Source organism: Pseudomonas sp. DC1.2 (assembly GCF_034351645.1).
Classification (GTDB): domain Bacteria; phylum Pseudomonadota; class Gammaproteobacteria; order Pseudomonadales; family Pseudomonadaceae; genus Aquipseudomonas.
This window is the reverse complement of sequence record NZ_CP133782.1, coordinates 2,618,386-2,635,266: the sequence shown is the minus strand read 5'-3', so window position 1 is coordinate 2,635,266 and position 16,881 is coordinate 2,618,386. Positions and strand designations below refer to the sequence as shown.

Sequence of the window (16,881 nt, the reverse complement as noted above, 5' to 3'; positions counted from 1 at the left end):
CCAAGCGTGGGAGCGAACACCGTTACCTGCTGCGACAAAAACAACAAGCTCAGGAGCACCCTCATGAAAACTGCAACACTTGCCGCCCGTCGCTGGTGGTACATCATGCCCATCGTTTTTATCACCTACAGCCTGGCGTATCTGGACCGCGCCAATTACGGGTTCGCCGCCGCCTCGGGGATGGCCGCCGACCTGATGATCACTCCGGGCCTGTCGTCGATGCTAGGGGCGCTATTCTTCCTCGGCTACTTTTTCTTTCAGGTGCCGGGCGCGATGTACGCGCAGAAACACAGCGTAAAAAAGCTGATTTTCGTCAGTCTGATTTTTTGGGGTGGCCTCGCTACCCTGACCGGGATCGTCTCCAACGCCTATTGGCTGATCGTTATTCGCTTCATGCTCGGCGTGGTCGAAGCCGCTGTAATGCCGGCGATGCTGGTGTATCTGTGCCACTGGTTTACCCGCGCCGAACGCTCGCGAGCCAACACGTTTCTGATCCTCGGCAACCCGGTGACGATGCTGTGGATGTCGGTGGTTTCGGGCTATCTGGTGCAGCACTTCAGTTGGCGCTGGATGTTTATCGTCGAAGGACTGCCGGCGGTGATCTGGGCCTTTATCTGGTGGCGCCTGGCCGATGAGCGTCCGGCTCAGGCCAAGTGGCTCAGTGACCAGGAAAAGCAGGATCTGGAAAGCGCTCTGGCTGCCGAACAGGTGGGTATCAAAGCGGTAAAGAACTACGCAGAAGCCTTCCGCTCGCCGAAAGTGATCGTACTGGCCTTGCAGTTTTTCTGCTGGAGCATTGGCGTCTACGGGTTCGTGCTGTGGCTGCCGTCGATCCTCAAGGCGGGTTTGCAGATGGACATGATCGAAGCCGGCTGGCTTTCGGCGCTGCCGTACCTGGCGGCGGTGATCGGCATGCTAGCGGTGTCCTGGGGTTCGGACAAATTGCAGAAGCGCAAACGCTTTGTGTGGCCGCCGCTGTTGATCGCCTCGATTGCGTTCTACGGCTCCTACGTTTTGGGTGCTGAGCATTTCTGGTGGTCCTACACCTTGTTGGTGATCGCCGGCGCCTGCATGTACGCGCCTTACGGGCCATTCTTTGCGATCGTCCCGGAAATCCTCCCGGCCAACGTTGCCGGTGGCGCCATGGCGCTGATCAACAGCATGGGCGCACTCGGCTCGTTTGGTGGTTCTTATCTGGTCGGTTATTTGAACAGCACCACCGGTTCGCCCGGCGCGTCTTATCTGTTGATGAGCGGCGCCTTGATGCTTTCAGTGGTGCTGACGATTTTCCTCAAGCCCGGTGCCAGTGACCGGGTCGTGGCCAAGGCTGTTGTGAAACGGCCGATGGCGGCTCACCCTTGAATTGAATTGAAGTTGAGACGATGACGATGACGATAAAAAAGCAGGTTGTGCTGTACAAGAAACTTTCGCCGTTGCTGATGGCCCGCCTGCACGAGCAGACCGAGGTGACCCTGATCGACAACCTTGATGCCGAGGGTTTGGCGCAACTTCGCGAAGCCCTGCCCAAGGCTCAGGGCTTGCTGGGCGCGAGCCTGAGACTGGACGCTGCATTGCTTGATCTGGCGCCCCACCTGCAAGCCATCGCTAGTGTCTCGGTGGGCGTCGACAACTACGATATCGACTACCTGACCCGGCGGCGGATCCTGCTCAGCAACACCCCGGACGTCCTGACCGAAACCACCGCCGACACCGGTTTCGCGCTAATCCTGGCCACCGCTCGCCGCGTGGTGGAACTGGCCAGCCTGGTTCGCGCCGGCCAATGGAACCGCAACATTAGCCCGGCGCAGTTTGGGACCGATGTACACGGCAAAACCCTCGGCATCATTGGTATGGGCCGCATCGGTGAAGCCTTGGCCCAACGCGGGCATTTCGGGTTTGGCATGCCAGTGATCTATCACAGCCAATCACCGAAGCCTGCGGTGGAACAGCGCTTCAACGCGCAGTACCGCAGCCTGCCCGACCTGTTGCAACAGGCAGATTTTGTGTGCCTGACGTTGCCACTGACGGCAGAAACCGAGGGTTTGATTGGCACCGAACAATTTGCCTTGATGCGCCCAACGTCCATTTTCATCAACATTTCCAGGGGCAAGGTGGTGGACGAAGCCGCGATGATTCAAGCCTTGAGCAGGGGGCAGATTCGCGCGGCAGGGCTCGATGTGTTCGAGCGTGAGCCGCTGAACGTTGACTCTGCGTTGTTGCAGTTGAACAACGTCGTGGCTACGCCGCACATAGGCTCGGCAACCCATGAGACCCGGGAGGCGATGGCCAGTTGCGCAGTGGACAATCTGCTAATGGCATTGGCGGGTGAGCGACCCGTAAATCTGGTAAATGCCGGAGCGTGGCAGGCTTAAGCAATGTGGCGTCCGTCAAGGGCTATCGCGCGCCTACAGGGATTTGTGTGCGCCACAAATCCCTGTAGGCGCGACGGTCAAGCTCGCCGTGCTTCAATCAAATCCGCCGCACACAAGGCAATCCGTCGACACGCATCCGCCAGTTTCACCTGATTCACTACCAGCCCCAGTCGAATATGCCCTGCCGCGCTCGGCCCGAAGGCTTCACCGGCCAGCACCGACACCCCGTAACCATCCAGCAGTCGCTCGGCAAAATCTTGAGCGCCCAGCCCGGTCTGACGCACATCAACCATCACGAACATCCCGCCATCAGGCTTGATCGGTAGAATCCCCGGGCAACCCCGCAGGCGCGCGCAGACCAGGTCACGACGCTGACGATACTCTTCGCGCATCAGTGCCACTTCGGGCAGGTCTGCGTCCAGCGCCACTTGGGCAGCCTTCTGCACAAAATCAGGAATGCCGAACAGCATGCACAGCGTCAGGTGCATCAGATGCTCAACCAACGGTTTCGGGCCGATCACCCACCCCACTCGCCAACCGGTCATGGCGTGAGACTTCGACACGCTATTGATGGTCGCCGTGCGCGCGGCCATGCCCGGCAAGCTGGCCGGGCTGATGTGCTCACCGTCATAGAGCAATTCGCTGTAGACCTCGTCGCTGATCAGCCACAGGTCATGACGAACACACAGCGCCGCGAGTTCTTGCCAGATCATCAACGACAGGCTGGCACCGGACGGATTGTTCGGGCTATTGAGCAGGATCGCACGGGTCTTTGGCGTGATCAGTGCTGCGACGTCCGCCGGGTCGACCCGAAAGCCGTTCTCGGGACGCACCGCCACCGGCACCACCTTCGCCCCGCAGGCCCCAAACACGCCTTCATAGGTGACATACATCGGCTCGGCGACGATGACTTCATCGCCCGGATCAAGCAGGCATTGTGCTACCGCGTACACCGCGCATTGCGCGCCGGGCAGCACGATCACATGGTCGGTCTCCACCGCCTGACCACTGCGCCGCCGATGACGGTTGGCGATGCTGGCGCGTAACGCCCCGAGGCCGCGCACGTCGGAATAATGTGTGTCGCCAGCGAGCAGGCTGTCGATAGCCGCCTGAACAATCGGTGCCGGTGTATCAAAGTCCGGGTCACCGACTGACAACAGCAAAATATCGACGCCCTGCTTGCGCATTTCCAGCGCTCGATCATGAATCTGCCAGGCCGTAGCTCCGTCACCGGTGATTCGTTGGGTCAGGGCTGAAAAGCGCATGTATGTCTCCTGTCGCGCGGGCTCCAGCGCACACCCTATCTCAAATTACAAAACGCGCCACCATCGCATTTAAATCCACTGCCAGACGCGACAGTTCATGCGTTGCAGCGCTGGTCTGATTGGCACCGGCGGCAGACTGAATGGCGAGGTCGCGGATGTTGACCAAGTTGCGATCCACCTCGCGGGACACTTGCGCCTGTTCTTCCGATGCGCTGGCGATCACCAGGTTGCGTTCATTGATCTGATGGATCGATTGGGTGATCTGCTCCAGCGAAACACCGGCAGAACGTGCCAGCTCAAGCGTGGTCTGGGTGCGTTGATTGCTTTGTTGCATCGACGACACTGCTTCGCCCGTACCGTTCTGAATCCCGGCGACCATTTTTTCGATTTCCTGGGTCGATTGTGCGGTGCGATGGGCTAACGCGCGGACCTCATCTGCCACCACGGCAAAACCACGTCCGGCCTCACCGGCACGCGCGGCTTCGATCGCGGCGTTGAGGGCCAGCAAATTGGTTTGTTCGGCGATGGCGCGGATCACGTCCAGTACCTTGCCGATGTCGCGACCCTGAGCCGCCAGACCTTCGATCATCAGCGACGTATTCTGCACATCTTGAGTCATGGTCTGGATAGCGCCGACGGTTTCCACGACACGGTCGCGACCTTCGCGGGCGGCCAACGTCGACTGGTTCGACGCCTCGGACGTCGATACCGCATTGCGCGCCACTTCTTCCACGGCGGCGGTCATTTCGTTGACGGCGGTCGCGGCTTGTTCAATTTCATTGTTCTGCTGTTGCAAACCACGGGACGCTTCTTCGGTGACCGCACTGAGTTCCTCGGCAGCAGCGCCCAGTTGGGTCGCGGAGCCAGCGATTTGCTCGATGGTTTGGCGCAGGTTGGTCTGCATCACTGCCAAGGCGCCGAGCAGGCGAGCCGGCTCATCCTTGCCGTCGACTTCGATGACTTTGGTCAAGTTGCCGCTGGCGATGGTTTCGGCGGCAAACACCGCACGGTTCAGCGGCGCAACAATACTGCGGGTCAGCAACCAGGCCAGCAGCACCGTCAGCAGCGCAGCAATCACTGACACCGTGACAATACCGTTGATGGCAAAAGCGTACTGATTGCCGGCCTCGGTATTGGCAGTCTCGGCGTCGGCCTTGTTGATCGCGATCAGTCGATTCAACTGTTCGCCCATCTGGTCGGTGCCTTCCTTGATTCGCGTATTGATCAGGTTGTGCATCTCATCGAGCTTGTTCTGCCGAGACAAATCCATCATCTCGCGCTGTGCTTGCAGGTAGTTGTCCAGCGTGACAGCGAAGGTCTTGTACAACGCCGCTTCTTCACCGCCGGCAGGCAATGCCGCGTAGCTGGATTGCGCCTGTTTGACTTTATCCACCAACGCAGCGATACGAACATCAGCGTCCTGCAACGAGGCAACGTCGCGGTTGATCAAGATACGGAACGAGAGAATGCGCAAGCGCAGGACGTTCTCGGTGATGTTGCCCAAAAAGCTCACGCTGGGCAGCTGGTTACCGGACATGTCCACAGAGGCCTGTCGGATGATCGACATGCGGTTCACGGCAAACACACCCAAGACAACGACCAACAAGGCGATGAAGGCAAAACCCAGGAAAGCTCGAGGCGCGATATTCAGATTACGCAGGGACATAGGATGATTCTCGGGTAAATGGGGCGTCGAGCATCCTTGCCAAAATCGCTGTCAGCCAGGCGAGCCTGCCGTGTCAGCTTGGCGCCAGTGTTCAACCAGATTTTCTGCGCGCCTATAAGCATTATCGGCAGGACTTTAGTTTTTTCGCAGGGTAAAGAAGAAATATATTTCAAGAGGTTACTAGTGTTTCAATGATGAAACACATCGGGCGAATTGTATCCGCAACGACATGAACACCCAGGGTGAAAGGCCGTTTCCACCCCCCTGAAAATCAGCTTAGGCCAAGCGGCTGGCCAGGCGCCAAACGCGGGCAATATCGCTGGCTCGCTCACGCAACAATCGAGGCGCCTCGGTGCAGGCCTGCTCCAGCGTCATCGGCCCACTGGTCAACGCAAAAGCCGCATCAATCCCGTGCGCATACAACGCCTGATATTCCTCTCCCAAGGTGCCGGCGATCACAATCACCGGCACGCCTTGTTGCCGGGCAATCTGCGCCACGCCAAACGGCGTCTTTCCGCGTAAAGTTTGCGCATCGAAACGACCTTCGCCAGTAATCAGAAAATCCGCATCTTTGACAGCCTCCGCCAGCCCCACCAGTTCAGCGACCACTGCCACACCGGCCTGAAATTGCGCCCCCAGAAAGGCCTTGGCCGCAAACCCCAACCCACCCGCGGCACCACTGCCGGGTTCATCGCGCACGTCTTTTTTAAGGGCTTGCCCACACAGATCAGCAAAGTGCCCAAGGGCCCGATCCAGTTGCTGGACTTGCTCCGGCGAGGCACCTTTCTGTGGGCCGAAAATCGCCGAGGCACCTTGGGGGCCGCACAACGGGTTGTTGACGTCGGCGGCGATGTCGAAGCGCACGCTGGCCAGACGCGCATCGATTTCGCGCAGATCAATGTGCGCCAGTTCGGCGAGGGCCAGGCCGCCCGGTGCCAACGTTTGTCCTTGGGCATCCAACAGCTTGACGCCCAATGCCTGCATCGCGCCGGCACCGCCGTCATTGGTGGCACTGCCGCCAATCGCCAAAATCACCCGCTGTGCCCCGGCATCGAGCGCCGCGCGAATCAATTCTCCGGTGCCGAAGGTACTGCTGATGCAGGCATCGCGCTGCCCTGGAGGGACGCGTTGCAGACCGCTGGCCTCGGCCATTTCAATGATTGCAGTGTGGTTGTGCGGCAGCCAGCCCCACGCGGCAGCGACCGTGATGCCCAAGGGGCCGCGCACGTGTGTGTGGCGCAGCTCACCCTCGCAGGCGGCCAAAATTGACTCGACCGTCCCTTCGCCACCGTCGGCCATTGGGCATTTGACCAATTGCGCGTCCGGCCAGACCTCGGCCAAACCAAGTGCAATGGCATCGGCTACGCCCTGGGCACTCAGGCTGTCCTTGAACGAATCGGGGGCGATGACGATTTTCATGCAAACTCTCCAGTTCCAATGGGCTCCATGCTGCCAGCTGCTCCAAGCGATGACGCCGGGCCGCTGCACAAGCCGGCGGGATGTTTATTGTTCATTTCCACAAAGCTGGCCTGCCCCCGAATGAACCAGAGATCAAATCAGTCAGTCTGTGGAAGCAGTTGCACACCCAGGTACAGCGCCAGCATGCCGTCCAGCCGCAACGGGTCGACACCGCTCAGTTCAGCAATTCGTTCCATACGGTAGCGCAGGCTATTGCGATGGATGCCCAGTGCATCGGCGCACGCCTGGCTCTGGCCGTCGTGGTCGCACCAACTGCGCAGGGTCGCCAGCAACTGGCCGTTGTTGTCCTTGGCGATGACTTTGCGCAATGGCTTGAGCAGTTCGTCCAGCGCATCGTCATTGCGGTGACGCCAGAGCATCACCGGCAAGCGATAGCGGTTCAGCGTCAATAAGCGCGAACGCGGCAACACATCACGCCCATACGCCAGCAGGTCGCCGACCCGCCGATAGCAGCGACGCAACCCCGCCAGCCCATCGGCCTGACCACCGACGGCGATGCGCAGAATGTTCCAACCCAGGCCATCGAGTTTTTCCAGCAACCGATCATGCTCGATGGCCTGAGTCGCCGGCCGGCACCACAACAGCGACGACTTGGCAGAACTGATGCACCAACTGTCGGGGTAACGACTGGTCAACCAGGCACTGAGGGCTTCGACGGTCGGGCCCCGCCCGTGCTCCATGCCCAGCTCGAACAGATACGGGACCCGCGTCAGTTGTGGCTTGAGCCCCAATTGTTGCGCCTCGTCCACCAACCGTGGCGAGTCGCCAGTCTCGCTCAGCAACAACGCCAGCAGATCGTCGCAGCGCTGGCGCCGCCATTGCTGTTCGGCCTGCTGATTGCGCTGACCGACCAACATTTCGGCAGTCATGCGCACCAGTTCGGCGTAAGTACGCAGTTGCTCCGGGTCACCGGTGATGCCCAGCACGCCCATCAACCGCTGATCCAGCAACAGCGGTAGATTGATCCCCGGCTGCACGCCTTTAAGGTGAACCGCTGTTTGCGCATCGATTTCCACTACCCGCCCATTCGCCAACACCAGTTGCGCACCTTCGTGGCGGGTGTTGATGCGCTCGGGCTCGCCGCTGCCGAGAATCAGGCCCTGACTGTCCATGACGTTGACGTTATAAGGCAGGATGGCCATGGCCCGGTCGACGATGTCCTGAGCCAGGTCGTGATCGAGTTCGAACATTGGGGGGTTATCCTTAAAAGCGTAAGGGGACGGGTTGTTCACCCGCACAGGCCTTGGCCGAAAACCCTGTGCTCAGGCACAAAGACAACCACCCAAGGGGTGGTCGAGACTCACAGGGCGATCAACGTTACCCTTGCATCGCAAAAAATCATAATAAAGAGAGAGCCCCATGTCACAGAGCGCCGCAGCTACCCAGGCCATCGCTGACGATAAAAACGCCGTCTACAAACGCATCACCCTGCGTTTGATCCCCTTCATTTTCATCTGCTACCTGTTCAACTACCTCGACCGGGTTAACGTTGGATTTGCCAAGCTGCAGATGCTCGACGCACTTAAATTCAGCGAAACCGTGTATGGCCTCGGGGCCGGGATATTCTTCATTGGCTACGTGCTGTGTGGCGTACCGAGCAATCTGGCGTTGACCCGGTTCGGTCCTCGACGCTGGATCGCGCTGATGATGGTCGTCTGGGGCTCGCTGTCAACCTGCCTGCTGTTCGTCACCACACCGACTGAGTTCTATACCCTGCGCCTGTTCACTGGCGCCGCCGAAGCCGGGTTCTTCCCCGGTGTCGTGCTCTATCTTTCGCAGTGGTTCCCGACCTTCCGCCGGGGCCGCATCATGGCGTTGTTCATGTCGGCGATTCCGGTCTCGGGCCTCTTGGGCAGCCCGTTCTCTGGCTGGATCCTCAACCACTTTGGTGCAGGCCAGGCCGGTTTGGCCGGCTGGCAATGGATGTTCCTGCTGCAAGGCATACCGACGGTGATCCTCGGTGCGTTGGCGTACTTCCTGCTTAGCGACAGCTTTGCCAACGCCACGTGGCTGACCTCACACGAGCGTTCCGTGCTTGAAGCCGACCACGCCGAAGACCTCGTCAACAAACCGAAAACCACCACAGACTCGCTAGCGGCGGTATTCAAGAACCCCGCGATCTGGGCATTCGGCCTGATCTATTTCTGTATTCAAAGCGGCGTTTACGCGATCAACTTCTGGCTGCCGTCGATCATCAAGAACCTGGGGTTCAGCGATAACCTGGTAATCGGCTGGCTGAGTGCGATTCCGTACTTGCTGGCAGCAGTGTTCATGTTGCTGGTGGGACGTTCGGCGGATTTGCGCAAAGAACGGCGCTGGCATTTGGTGGTGCCGATGCTGATGGGCGCCGTCGGTTTGCTCATCGCAGTGAACTTCGCTGCGCACCCGGCCATCGCCATTCTCGGCCTGACCATCGCCACCATGGGCGCCCTCACCGGGCTACCGATGTTTTGGCCGGTCCCGACCGCTCTGCTCAGTGCGGGCGCAGCGGCGGGTGGTTTGGCGTTGATCAACTCGATGGGGCAAATGGCCGGTTTCCTTAGCCCGTATCTGGTGGGCTGGGTCAAAGACAGCAGCGGTTCGACCGACGCGGCGTTGTATGTACTGGCAGGGGTGATTGTCTGCGGTAGCTTGCTGGCGTTGCGCATGACGCGCACGCTGCGCGCCTGACTTGATGATCGTTCCCACTGCGTGGGAACGATCAACTGAGTCTATTTTCCGATTGCTCCCGATCAGCGTTCTGGTATTTGATTGACGCCCTTCCCATCGGCAAAAGGATTTCGTCATGAGTTACCGCACACTGGGTCATTCGGGGTTACACGTTTCTACCCTGACGTTGGGCACTATGATGTTTGGCGAACAGACCAGCGCCGAAGATTCCATGCGGATCATCGACAAGGCCTGGGACCAGGGCATCAATTTCATCGACACCGCGGACGTCTACACCGGTGGCCGTTCTGAAGAAATCGTCGGCGAAGCGATTGCCGGTAACCGCCATGAATGGGTGCTGGCCACTAAAGTCGGTTTCGGCCCAGTGGACGGCGTGCCAAACCGCAGCGGCCTGAGCCGCAAGCACATTTTCAACAGCATCGACGCCAGCCTCACGCGCCTGGGCACCGATTACGTCGACATTTACTACCTGCACCGCGAAGACCACAACACGCCGCTTGAGGTAACTATTTCGGCCATCGGCGACCTGATTCGCCAAGGCAAAATCCGCTACTGGGGCCTGTCCAACTACCGGGGCTGGCGCATTGCTGAAGTCATTCGCGTTGCCGACAAGCTTGGTGTTGATCGGCCGGTGATCAGTCAGCCGCTGTACAACATCGTCAACCGCCAGGCAGAAACCGAGCAGATCACCGCCGCCCACGCCTACGGCCTTGGCGTGGTGCCTTACAGTCCTCTGGCCCGTGGCGTACTCAGCGGCAAGTACACACCTGACGTGACACCGGACGCGAACAGCCGCGCCGGTCGCCAGGATAAACGCATCCTGGAAACTGAATGGCGAGTCGAATCACTGCGTATTGCCCAGCAAATTCAGCAGTACACCCAAGGTCGTGGGGTGGGCATCGTCGAGTTCGCCATTGCTTGGGTGTTGAACAACAGCGCCGTCACCTCAGCCATCGTCGGACCGCGTACCGAAGAACAATGGGACGCCTACACCCTGGCTCAAGCGGTGAAGATCACGGCGCAGGACGAGGCGTTCATCGATTCGCTGGTAACGCCAGGGCATTCCTCTACACCTGGGTTCAACGACGTCAGCCATTTTGTCTCAGGACGTAAACCGCGCGCCGCTTGAGTTCCTAAAGACCCATCAGTGAGCCGGTGTTGATCACTCGGTCAATATTCGGCTCAAAAACCACGTATCCTCTGCGCCCCCGTTTCACGTTCAACCCCGCGAGGACAGTTTGTCTAAAGGTATTGCTCTATCAGTCACGGCCTCGGTGCTGTTTGCTGTCATGTATTACTACACGTCGTTGCTCGCGCCCTTGAGTGGCGTGGAAATTTTCGGCTGGAGGATGCTGCTGACCGTGCCCTGCATGACGGTGTTTATGGGAGTGTCCGGCGAATGGAGACGAGTGGCCGATACCCTGCGGCGTATCGGTGCTCTGCCAAAGCTGCTGATGGGTCTGATCGTCTCTTCGGCGCTGCTCGGCGTGCAGCTCTGGCTGTTTATGTGGGCACCGCTCAACGGTCATAGCCTGGACGTGTCGCTGGGGTATTTCCTGTTGCCGCTGACGATGGTATTAACCGGACGAATCGCCTACGGCGAACGCCTGTCTTATCTGCAAAAGGTCGCCGTGTGCCTGGCCAGCCTCGGCGTGCTGAACGAGTTGTATCAAGTCGGCAGTTTTTCCTGGGCCACCTTGCTGGTCGCCATCGGCTATCCGACTTATTTCGTGGTGCGCCGACGCATCAAGACCGACCATCTGGGTGGTTTGTGGATTGACATGACCCTGATGCTGCCGGTGGCTTTCTGGTTCGTACAGGGCGGTGAACAGGGCGTTGCTGTGTTCAATCAACACCCTTGGTTATCACTTCTGATTCCATTGCTCGGGGTGATCAGCGCCTCAGCGTTGGTGGTCTACATCATTGCCAGCCGACTGCTGCCGTTCAGCCTGTTCGGCTTGCTGAGCTATGTCGAACCGGTATTACTGCTGGGCGTCGCGTTACTGCTGGGAGAAAGTATCAAGGCCGGTGAATGGCTGACCTACATTCCGATCTGGCTGGCGATCGTGGTGTTGGTGTTTGAAGGGTATAAACATCTATTGCGCCATCGCCGCCCCTGAGTCCGCACAAAAAAAACGGTGTAGCGAGCACACTCACTACCACCGTTTTTTAGAGCTGAAGCGGTTTACTCAGTTGCAAGCACACCTCGACGCACCTGATCGCGCTCGATGGATTCGAACAGCGCCTTGAAGTTACCCTCACCGAAACCGTCGTCGCCTTTACGCTGGATAAATTCGAAGAACACTGGGCCCATCAGGGTTTCCGAAAAGATCTGCAGCAACAGACGCCGGTCACCCGACTCGGACGAGCCGTCCAGCAGAATGCCGCGCGATTGCAGTTGATCGACTGGCTCGCCGTGGTTCGGCAGACGGCCTTCCAGCATTTCGTAATACGTTTGCGGCGGGGCCGTCATAAAGCGCATGCCGATTTTCTTCAGGCGGTCCCAGGTGTCAATCAGGTTATCGCTGAGGAAGGCCACGTGCTGAATGCCTTCGCCATTGAATTTCATCAGGAACTCTTCGATCTGCCCGGCCCCCTTGGACGACTCTTCGTTCAACGGGATGCGAATCATGCCATCGGGCGCAGTCATGGCCTTTGATGTCAGGCCGGTGTATTCGCCTTTGATGTCGAAATAACGGATTTCACGGAAGTTAAACAGCTTCTCGTAAAAGCTGGCCCAGTAAGCCATGCGCCCGCGATACACGTTATGGGTCAGGTGATCGATGATCTTAAGGCCCGCCCCTTCTGGGTTGCGGTCCACACCCTCGATGAACACGAAGTCGATGTCATAGATCGAGCTGCCTTCACCGAAACGGTCGATCAGGTACAACGGCGCACCACCGATACCTTTGATCGCCGGCAGGTTCAGCTCCATCGGGCCGGTTTCGATATGAATCGGCTGCGCGCCAAGTTCAAGAGCGCGGGAAAACGCTTGCTGAGCGTTCTTGACCCGGAACGCCATGCCGCACACCGAAGGACCATGTTCGGCTGCAAAGTACGAGGCCACACTATGGGGTTCGTTGTTGAGAATCAGGTTGATCTGACCTTGGCGATACAGGTGTACGTCTTTGGAGCGGTGGGTTGCCACCTTGCTGAAGCCCATGATCTCGAAGATCGGCTCCAGGGTGTTGGGCGTGGGCGATGCGAACTCAATGAATTCAAAGCCCATCAGGTCCATCGGGTTTTCGTATAAATCTGCCATGGTCGGCGCCTCATCATTTTCTTGTCAATTAACCAATCGTTAGTTGCTAGCAATGCTGAGGGCGGCGGGTGGCGCGCAGGAGATGCCCCGCACGCTGCGGGCGAGGAAGTCACCGTAGATCAGTTGAAACCCAAATATCTGCATGATCGACCCAAGGCTTTGGCGGGCGAGTCTTCTGCGGGCAGAAAACGATTATTATTGTATGCGTAACCGGATTCTACACAGCGTAAAACGGTTTGTCCGCCCTCTGTATAAAATCCCCTTTTTCGTGACCTGTGCAAGCGGTTTGTTACGTAGGCGTTGCTACGTCCAAATGTGCCTCCCAGCACTGCCGGTCGCGAAACACGGCGTCACTCAACAGCCTCAACGTGCGCCCCTATCAGGCAGGCGCCAGCGCCAAAGGCAAACTATTATGGCCACTGACTGAACGCTTATAGGGAAGCTTGACGCCGACCTGCCAACGTCCGAGCGCCCTACTCCTTTGTCACAGGTTCCGCGAATGCCACTGAACGTCAAACTCCGCCAAACGCGCAGCACTCGGCTCACAGTGACGCTCCTCAGCGGTTTGCTACCGATGCTATTGGGCCTCGCCATCCTTTACATGCAAGCCGGACGCGCGCTCCAGTACAGCACCCTGCAAACCGCTGAAGAAGCCGTTCGCCAATTCGACCTGATGCTCGACAACACCGCTCAAGCAGCCAGAGAGCTATTGCCACTCGCCGGCAGCCGTTGCAATGACGCCAAACTGGCCTTGCGCGAACAAGTCACACGCCGGCCATTCGTGCGTTCGACCAATCTTGTACTCGACAACAACCTTTATTGCAGCTCGCTGTTTGGTGAGTATCAGGAGCCCGTCAACCCTGGCGAGTATACCCATGGCCAGTTGTGGCTGATGAACGGCAACCCCGTCACGCCCAATACCGCGTTGCTGGTTTACCGGCTCAGCGACGAAAACCGCGGAGTGCTCACCACGCTGGACGGCTATCACTTGAGCAATGCCCTGCGGTTGATAGGCCGCCAGACCTCGTTGTTGTTGCAAGTGGGGGATGATTGGTTAGCCGCCGACGGAAAGGTTCACAACACACCTCTACCCGTCCTGTCGGTGGCGCAAAGCCTACAGACGTCTTCGCACTACGCCTTTACTGTCGCAGCCGGCTTTCCCGAGAGGGAAACCTGGCGCTACATGCGCCGCGAATACCCGCCGCTCTTCAGTTTGCTGGTGTTCTTTGGTGTGGTATCCGGTTCGATCGGGCACCTGCTGCAAAAACGTTCAACATCACCGAGCCATGAAATGCAACGTGCCTTGAAGGCGGGGGAATTCATTCCCTACTTTCAGCCGGTGGTGAGTGGCGACACAAAACAATGGAGCGGCGCCGAAGTATTGATGCGCTGGAATCACCCGGAGGAAGGCCTGGTGCGTCCTGATTTGTTCATCCCGTTTGCCGAACACTCCGGGCTGATTGTGCCAATGACTCGCTCATTGATGCAGCAAACTGCAGCACTGCTGGCACCGCTTTTACCGGCATTCGAGGGACCGTTTCACCTCGGCATCAACATCACCGCCAGACACTGCAAGGACCTGGAACTGGTGGCGGATTGCCGCGCATTTCTCAGCAGTTTTGCACCTGGCAGTGTCAGCCTGGTGCTGGAACTCACTGAGCGTGAACTCATCGAGCCAACGCCGATCACGTTCCAATTGTTTGAGCAGCTTCACGCACTGGGGGTGAAAATTGCGATTGACGACTTCGGCACCGGTCATTCAAGTCTGGGTTACCTGCGTCAATTCAATGTCGACTTTCTGAAAATCGATCAGAGTTTTGTAGCGATGATCGGTGTTGACGCCCTGTCACGGCACATCCTCGATAGCATTATCGAACTCTCGGTCAAGCTTGATCTGGGAATTGTTGCTGAAGGTGTGGAAACCGAAGAGCAAAGTGACTACCTGACCGCACACGGGGTTAACTTCCTACAAGGCTACCTGTTCGGCAGGCCGATGCCGGGCTCAGATTTCATTAATGCATTAAGCCAACATTAAACAGCCGTACTCATTTAGCTGATATCGATAAAACGCACCAAATTGAATCAAAAGACTGCTGTTGTTACATCGGGAAAAAGACAGGATTTACTCTTGAGCAATTAACTACTACACTTTTTGTTGCCTGCGCAAGATTGGCAGGTGAGTCACTATCACCGAGTCGCTTCAAGGCTCTTGGCTTATAGCTTTGTTTGCGGTTGGTATCAGCCAAACACACTATTGGAGTAAAGATATTGTCCAGACTCGCTGAATTTCGCGCCGCTGAAAAGGCCCTTCAAGAACAGCTAAAGCAGCTGGAGTCCCTGAAGAACGATGCCGGGCTCAAAAAAGAAATCGAATTCGAAGAAAAGCTTCAGGGGCTGATGAAAAGCTATGGCAAAAGCCTGCGTGACGTCGTCTCAATCCTCGATCCGAACCCGGCAAAATCCTCTCTGCAACAAGCAGCGGTGCCCAAAACCCGTCGTGCTCGCGTAGTCAAGGTCTACCACAACCCACACACCGGCGAGTTGATTGAAACCAAGGGTGGTAATCACCGCGGCCTGAAGGCTTGGAAAGAACAATACGGTGCCACCACCGTGGATTCCTGGTTGCGTGGCTAACCCTCCGCAATCAAAAAAAGCCCTGTCAATACAGGGCTTTTTCATGGCTGGCATCTAATAAATGTAACGATATTCGTCGATAAAATTTGAAATACGCTGTAATGCACTCATATCACACCCTGAAATGGAAACAGCAGTGACACTCCCAACACAACGCCGCTCGCTTCAGACGATCCACTAGTTGGCAGCAACTTTGTGTTTAATCCTTTCGGGCATCTAAAATCCACATCCTCGCAGACCCGAACCCTCATCCAATTCCGTGGTTAAAGTTTCAAGCTGTTGCGTGCGGCGATTATTTCGTCCTGACTTGCCTTATAAACCGCTGCCTGCCCCGCGTAGGAAAGAACATAGGCTTTATCAGCCCCCACTGCCGCGACCAATGTTTGAGACAGCACATGCCTGCCGTTCTCGGTGACAGTGCAAGTGGTTTCCATCGCTTGCAGTTGGCTCAAAGTGGCCGGGTGAATCTTGTTACAGACACTTTGATAGCCGCCTTGGAAAAAGTCTTTCTGCACTGACTTGCGCATTTCCAGCAAGACTCCTTGCAAATTGACTCGATGGTCGCTGTCCACGGACGTCACGGTGAGTTCCATCACAAGCACTTGGTTGCCATCGCCGTCGTTTTTCACCGCACGCTGCCGGGAAACCTGAGGCGTGGCGTCATTTGGCGGCACGATCTCGACCTCCCAACCACTCGGCCAAATGATGCTGGGCGTATCCGCTTTGGCAAAAGCCGTCAGCGCAAGCAAACTCATGAAGACAAACAGCGATTTATACGGTCGGATCATTACGAGGGCCAATGAGGAGCTGAACCACAAAGTTTGAGCCTCGTCCGGCCGCCAGGCAAGCCCGTGGTTTAGGTTTGGCGACGCCGAGGCCCTTGCGTATCATTGCAACCTATTCGCCAGCCTATTTTTCCGGAGGGCCCATGAGCCTGCACGAATTGAACACTTTCCCCGGCGTCACCGCCCAACCCGACACAGCCACCCAGGAATTCGTCTTCAACCACACCATGTTGCGGGTCAAGGACATCACCAAATCCCTGGATTTCTACACCCGTATCCTGGGCTTCTCCCTGGTAGAAAAACGCGATTTTGCTGAAGCCGAGTTCAGTCTGTACTTTCTGGCACTGGTCGATAAAAGCCAGATTCCGGCTGATGCTGCGGCACGCACCGAATGGATGAAATCAATCCCCGGCATTCTCGAACTGACCCACAACCACGGAACAGAGAACGACGCGGATTTCGCATATCACAACGGCAACACCGACCCGCGTGGCTTTGGCCACATCTGCATCTCGGTGCCGGACATCCGCGCCGCATGCGAGCGTTTCGAAGCCCTCGGCTGCGATTTCCAGAAACGCCTTAACGATGGTCGTATGAAGAGCCTGGCATTCATCAAGGACCCGGATGCGTATTGGGTAGAGATCATTCAGCCGTCCCCGATGTAACACTTATCGCAAGCCCACCGCCCACAATTCGAGTAGGAGGCGGCTTCACAGCCGCCGTCCTCTCACACCACCGTACATACGGT

Annotated in this window: 14 protein-coding genes; 8 read left to right on the top strand and 6 right to left on the bottom strand. The window is 57.7% G+C overall.

All coding sequences use genetic code 11. The annotated features are described in order from the left end of the window. Positions 1-63 precede the first annotated feature (63 nt). Complete coding sequence (locus RHM68_RS12025) at positions 64-1,362, top strand: MFS transporter (RefSeq protein ID WP_322223219.1); 1,299 nt, start codon at positions 64-66, stop codon at positions 1,360-1,362. A 26-nt stretch (positions 1,363-1,388) separates the two neighbouring features. Further along, complete coding sequence (locus RHM68_RS12020; protein ID WP_322223218.1) at positions 1,389-2,372, top strand: NAD(P)-dependent oxidoreductase; 984 nt, start codon at positions 1,389-1,391, stop codon at positions 2,370-2,372. A 77-nt stretch (positions 2,373-2,449) separates the two neighbouring features. On the opposite strand, the gene RHM68_RS12015 is transcribed toward RHM68_RS12020, so the two are convergent. From RHM68_RS12015 to RHM68_RS12000, 4 genes are all read right to left on the bottom strand, one after another. After that, positions 2,450-3,637: a pyridoxal phosphate-dependent aminotransferase gene (locus RHM68_RS12015; RefSeq protein ID WP_322223217.1), complete on the bottom strand. Its 1,188-nt coding sequence runs from the start codon at positions 3,635-3,637 to the stop codon at positions 2,450-2,452. A gap of 40 nt (positions 3,638-3,677) precedes the next feature. After that, positions 3,678-5,303, bottom strand: a complete 1,626-nt coding sequence (locus tag RHM68_RS12010) for a methyl-accepting chemotaxis protein (protein WP_322223215.1) — start codon at positions 5,301-5,303, stop codon at positions 3,678-3,680. Between the two features lie 276 nt (positions 5,304-5,579). Further along, positions 5,580-6,722: a glycerate kinase gene (locus RHM68_RS12005; RefSeq protein WP_322223213.1), complete on the bottom strand. Its 1,143-nt coding sequence runs from the start codon at positions 6,720-6,722 to the stop codon at positions 5,580-5,582. 137 nt (positions 6,723-6,859) lie between these two features. Further along, the gene (locus RHM68_RS12000; protein ID WP_322223211.1) at positions 6,860-7,972 is read right to left on the bottom strand and encodes a sugar diacid recognition domain-containing protein; all 1,113 of its coding nucleotides are present in this window, start codon (positions 7,970-7,972) and stop codon (positions 6,860-6,862) included. A 169-nt stretch (positions 7,973-8,141) separates the two neighbouring features. Between RHM68_RS12000 and RHM68_RS11995 the strand changes: the two genes are divergently transcribed. From RHM68_RS11995 to rarD, 3 genes are all read left to right on the top strand, one after another. Beyond that, a complete protein-coding gene (locus tag RHM68_RS11995; RefSeq protein ID WP_322223210.1) occupies positions 8,142-9,452 on the top strand; it encodes an MFS transporter in 1,311 nt (436 codons plus the stop codon). A gap of 115 nt (positions 9,453-9,567) precedes the next feature. Next, positions 9,568-10,581 carry an aldo/keto reductase gene (locus RHM68_RS11990; protein ID WP_322223209.1) on the top strand — a complete coding sequence of 338 codons (1,014 nt, stop codon included), beginning with the start codon at positions 9,568-9,570 and terminating at the stop codon, positions 10,579-10,581. A 109-nt stretch (positions 10,582-10,690) separates the two neighbouring features. Continuing rightward, positions 10,691-11,572 carry an EamA family transporter RarD gene (gene rarD / locus RHM68_RS11985; protein ID WP_322223207.1) on the top strand — a complete coding sequence of 294 codons (882 nt, stop codon included), beginning with the start codon at positions 10,691-10,693 and terminating at the stop codon, positions 11,570-11,572. A gap of 65 nt (positions 11,573-11,637) precedes the next feature. Here the strand turns inward: rarD and hppD are convergent, their stop codons facing one another. Next, positions 11,638-12,714 (bottom strand): 4-hydroxyphenylpyruvate dioxygenase, encoded by a 1,077-nt coding sequence (gene hppD / locus RHM68_RS11980; protein ID WP_322223205.1) that lies wholly within the window; start codon positions 12,712-12,714, stop codon positions 11,638-11,640. Positions 12,715-13,213: 499 nt separating this feature from the next. On the opposite strand from hppD, the gene RHM68_RS11975 reads away from it, so the two are divergent. Next, on the top strand, positions 13,214-14,749 hold the full coding sequence (locus tag RHM68_RS11975; protein ID WP_322223203.1) for a cyclic diguanylate phosphodiesterase: 1,536 nt from the start codon (positions 13,214-13,216) through the stop codon (positions 14,747-14,749). Between the two features lie 233 nt (positions 14,750-14,982). Then, the gene (locus tag RHM68_RS11970) at positions 14,983-15,348 is read left to right on the top strand and encodes a histone-like nucleoid-structuring protein, MvaT/MvaU family (protein WP_322223201.1); all 366 of its coding nucleotides are present in this window, start codon (positions 14,983-14,985) and stop codon (positions 15,346-15,348) included. Positions 15,349-15,611: 263 nt separating this feature from the next. On the opposite strand, the gene RHM68_RS11965 is transcribed toward RHM68_RS11970, so the two are convergent. Further along, complete coding sequence (locus RHM68_RS11965; RefSeq protein ID WP_322223197.1) at positions 15,612-16,136, bottom strand: DUF4946 domain-containing protein; 525 nt, start codon at positions 16,134-16,136, stop codon at positions 15,612-15,614. A gap of 140 nt (positions 16,137-16,276) precedes the next feature. On the opposite strand from RHM68_RS11965, the gene gloA reads away from it, so the two are divergent. Then, a complete protein-coding gene (gene gloA / locus RHM68_RS11960) occupies positions 16,277-16,798 on the top strand; it encodes a lactoylglutathione lyase (protein WP_322223195.1) in 522 nt (173 codons plus the stop codon). Positions 16,799-16,881: the final 83 nt, after the last annotated feature.

Bases quoted from the DNA above. Each gene is read 5' to 3' on its own strand.
- RHM68_RS11965 (WP_322223197.1), bottom strand. From the start codon at position 16,136: ATGATCCGACCGTATAAATCGCTGTTTGTCTTCATGAGTTTGCTTGCG.
- RHM68_RS11995 (WP_322223210.1), top strand. From the start codon at position 8,142: ATGTCACAGAGCGCCGCAGCTACCCAGGCCATCGCTGACGATAAAAAC.
- RHM68_RS12005 (WP_322223213.1), bottom strand. From the start codon at position 6,722: ATGAAAATCGTCATCGCCCCCGATTCGTTCAAGGACAGCCTGAGTGCC.
- RHM68_RS12025 (WP_322223219.1), top strand. From the start codon at position 64: ATGAAAACTGCAACACTTGCCGCCCGTCGCTGGTGGTACATCATGCCC.
- gloA (WP_322223195.1), top strand. From the start codon at position 16,277: ATGAGCCTGCACGAATTGAACACTTTCCCCGGCGTCACCGCCCAACCC.
- RHM68_RS11975 (WP_322223203.1), top strand. From the start codon at position 13,214: ATGCCACTGAACGTCAAACTCCGCCAAACGCGCAGCACTCGGCTCACA.
- RHM68_RS12010 (WP_322223215.1), bottom strand. From the start codon at position 5,303: ATGTCCCTGCGTAATCTGAATATCGCGCCTCGAGCTTTCCTGGGTTTT.
- RHM68_RS12000 (WP_322223211.1), bottom strand. From the start codon at position 7,972: ATGTTCGAACTCGATCACGACCTGGCTCAGGACATCGTCGACCGGGCC.
- RHM68_RS12015 (WP_322223217.1), bottom strand. From the start codon at position 3,637: ATGCGCTTTTCAGCCCTGACCCAACGAATCACCGGTGACGGAGCTACG.
- RHM68_RS12020 (WP_322223218.1), top strand. From the start codon at position 1,389: ATGACGATAAAAAAGCAGGTTGTGCTGTACAAGAAACTTTCGCCGTTG.
- hppD (WP_322223205.1), bottom strand. From the start codon at position 12,714: ATGGCAGATTTATACGAAAACCCGATGGACCTGATGGGCTTTGAATTC.
- RHM68_RS11990 (WP_322223209.1), top strand. From the start codon at position 9,568: ATGAGTTACCGCACACTGGGTCATTCGGGGTTACACGTTTCTACCCTG.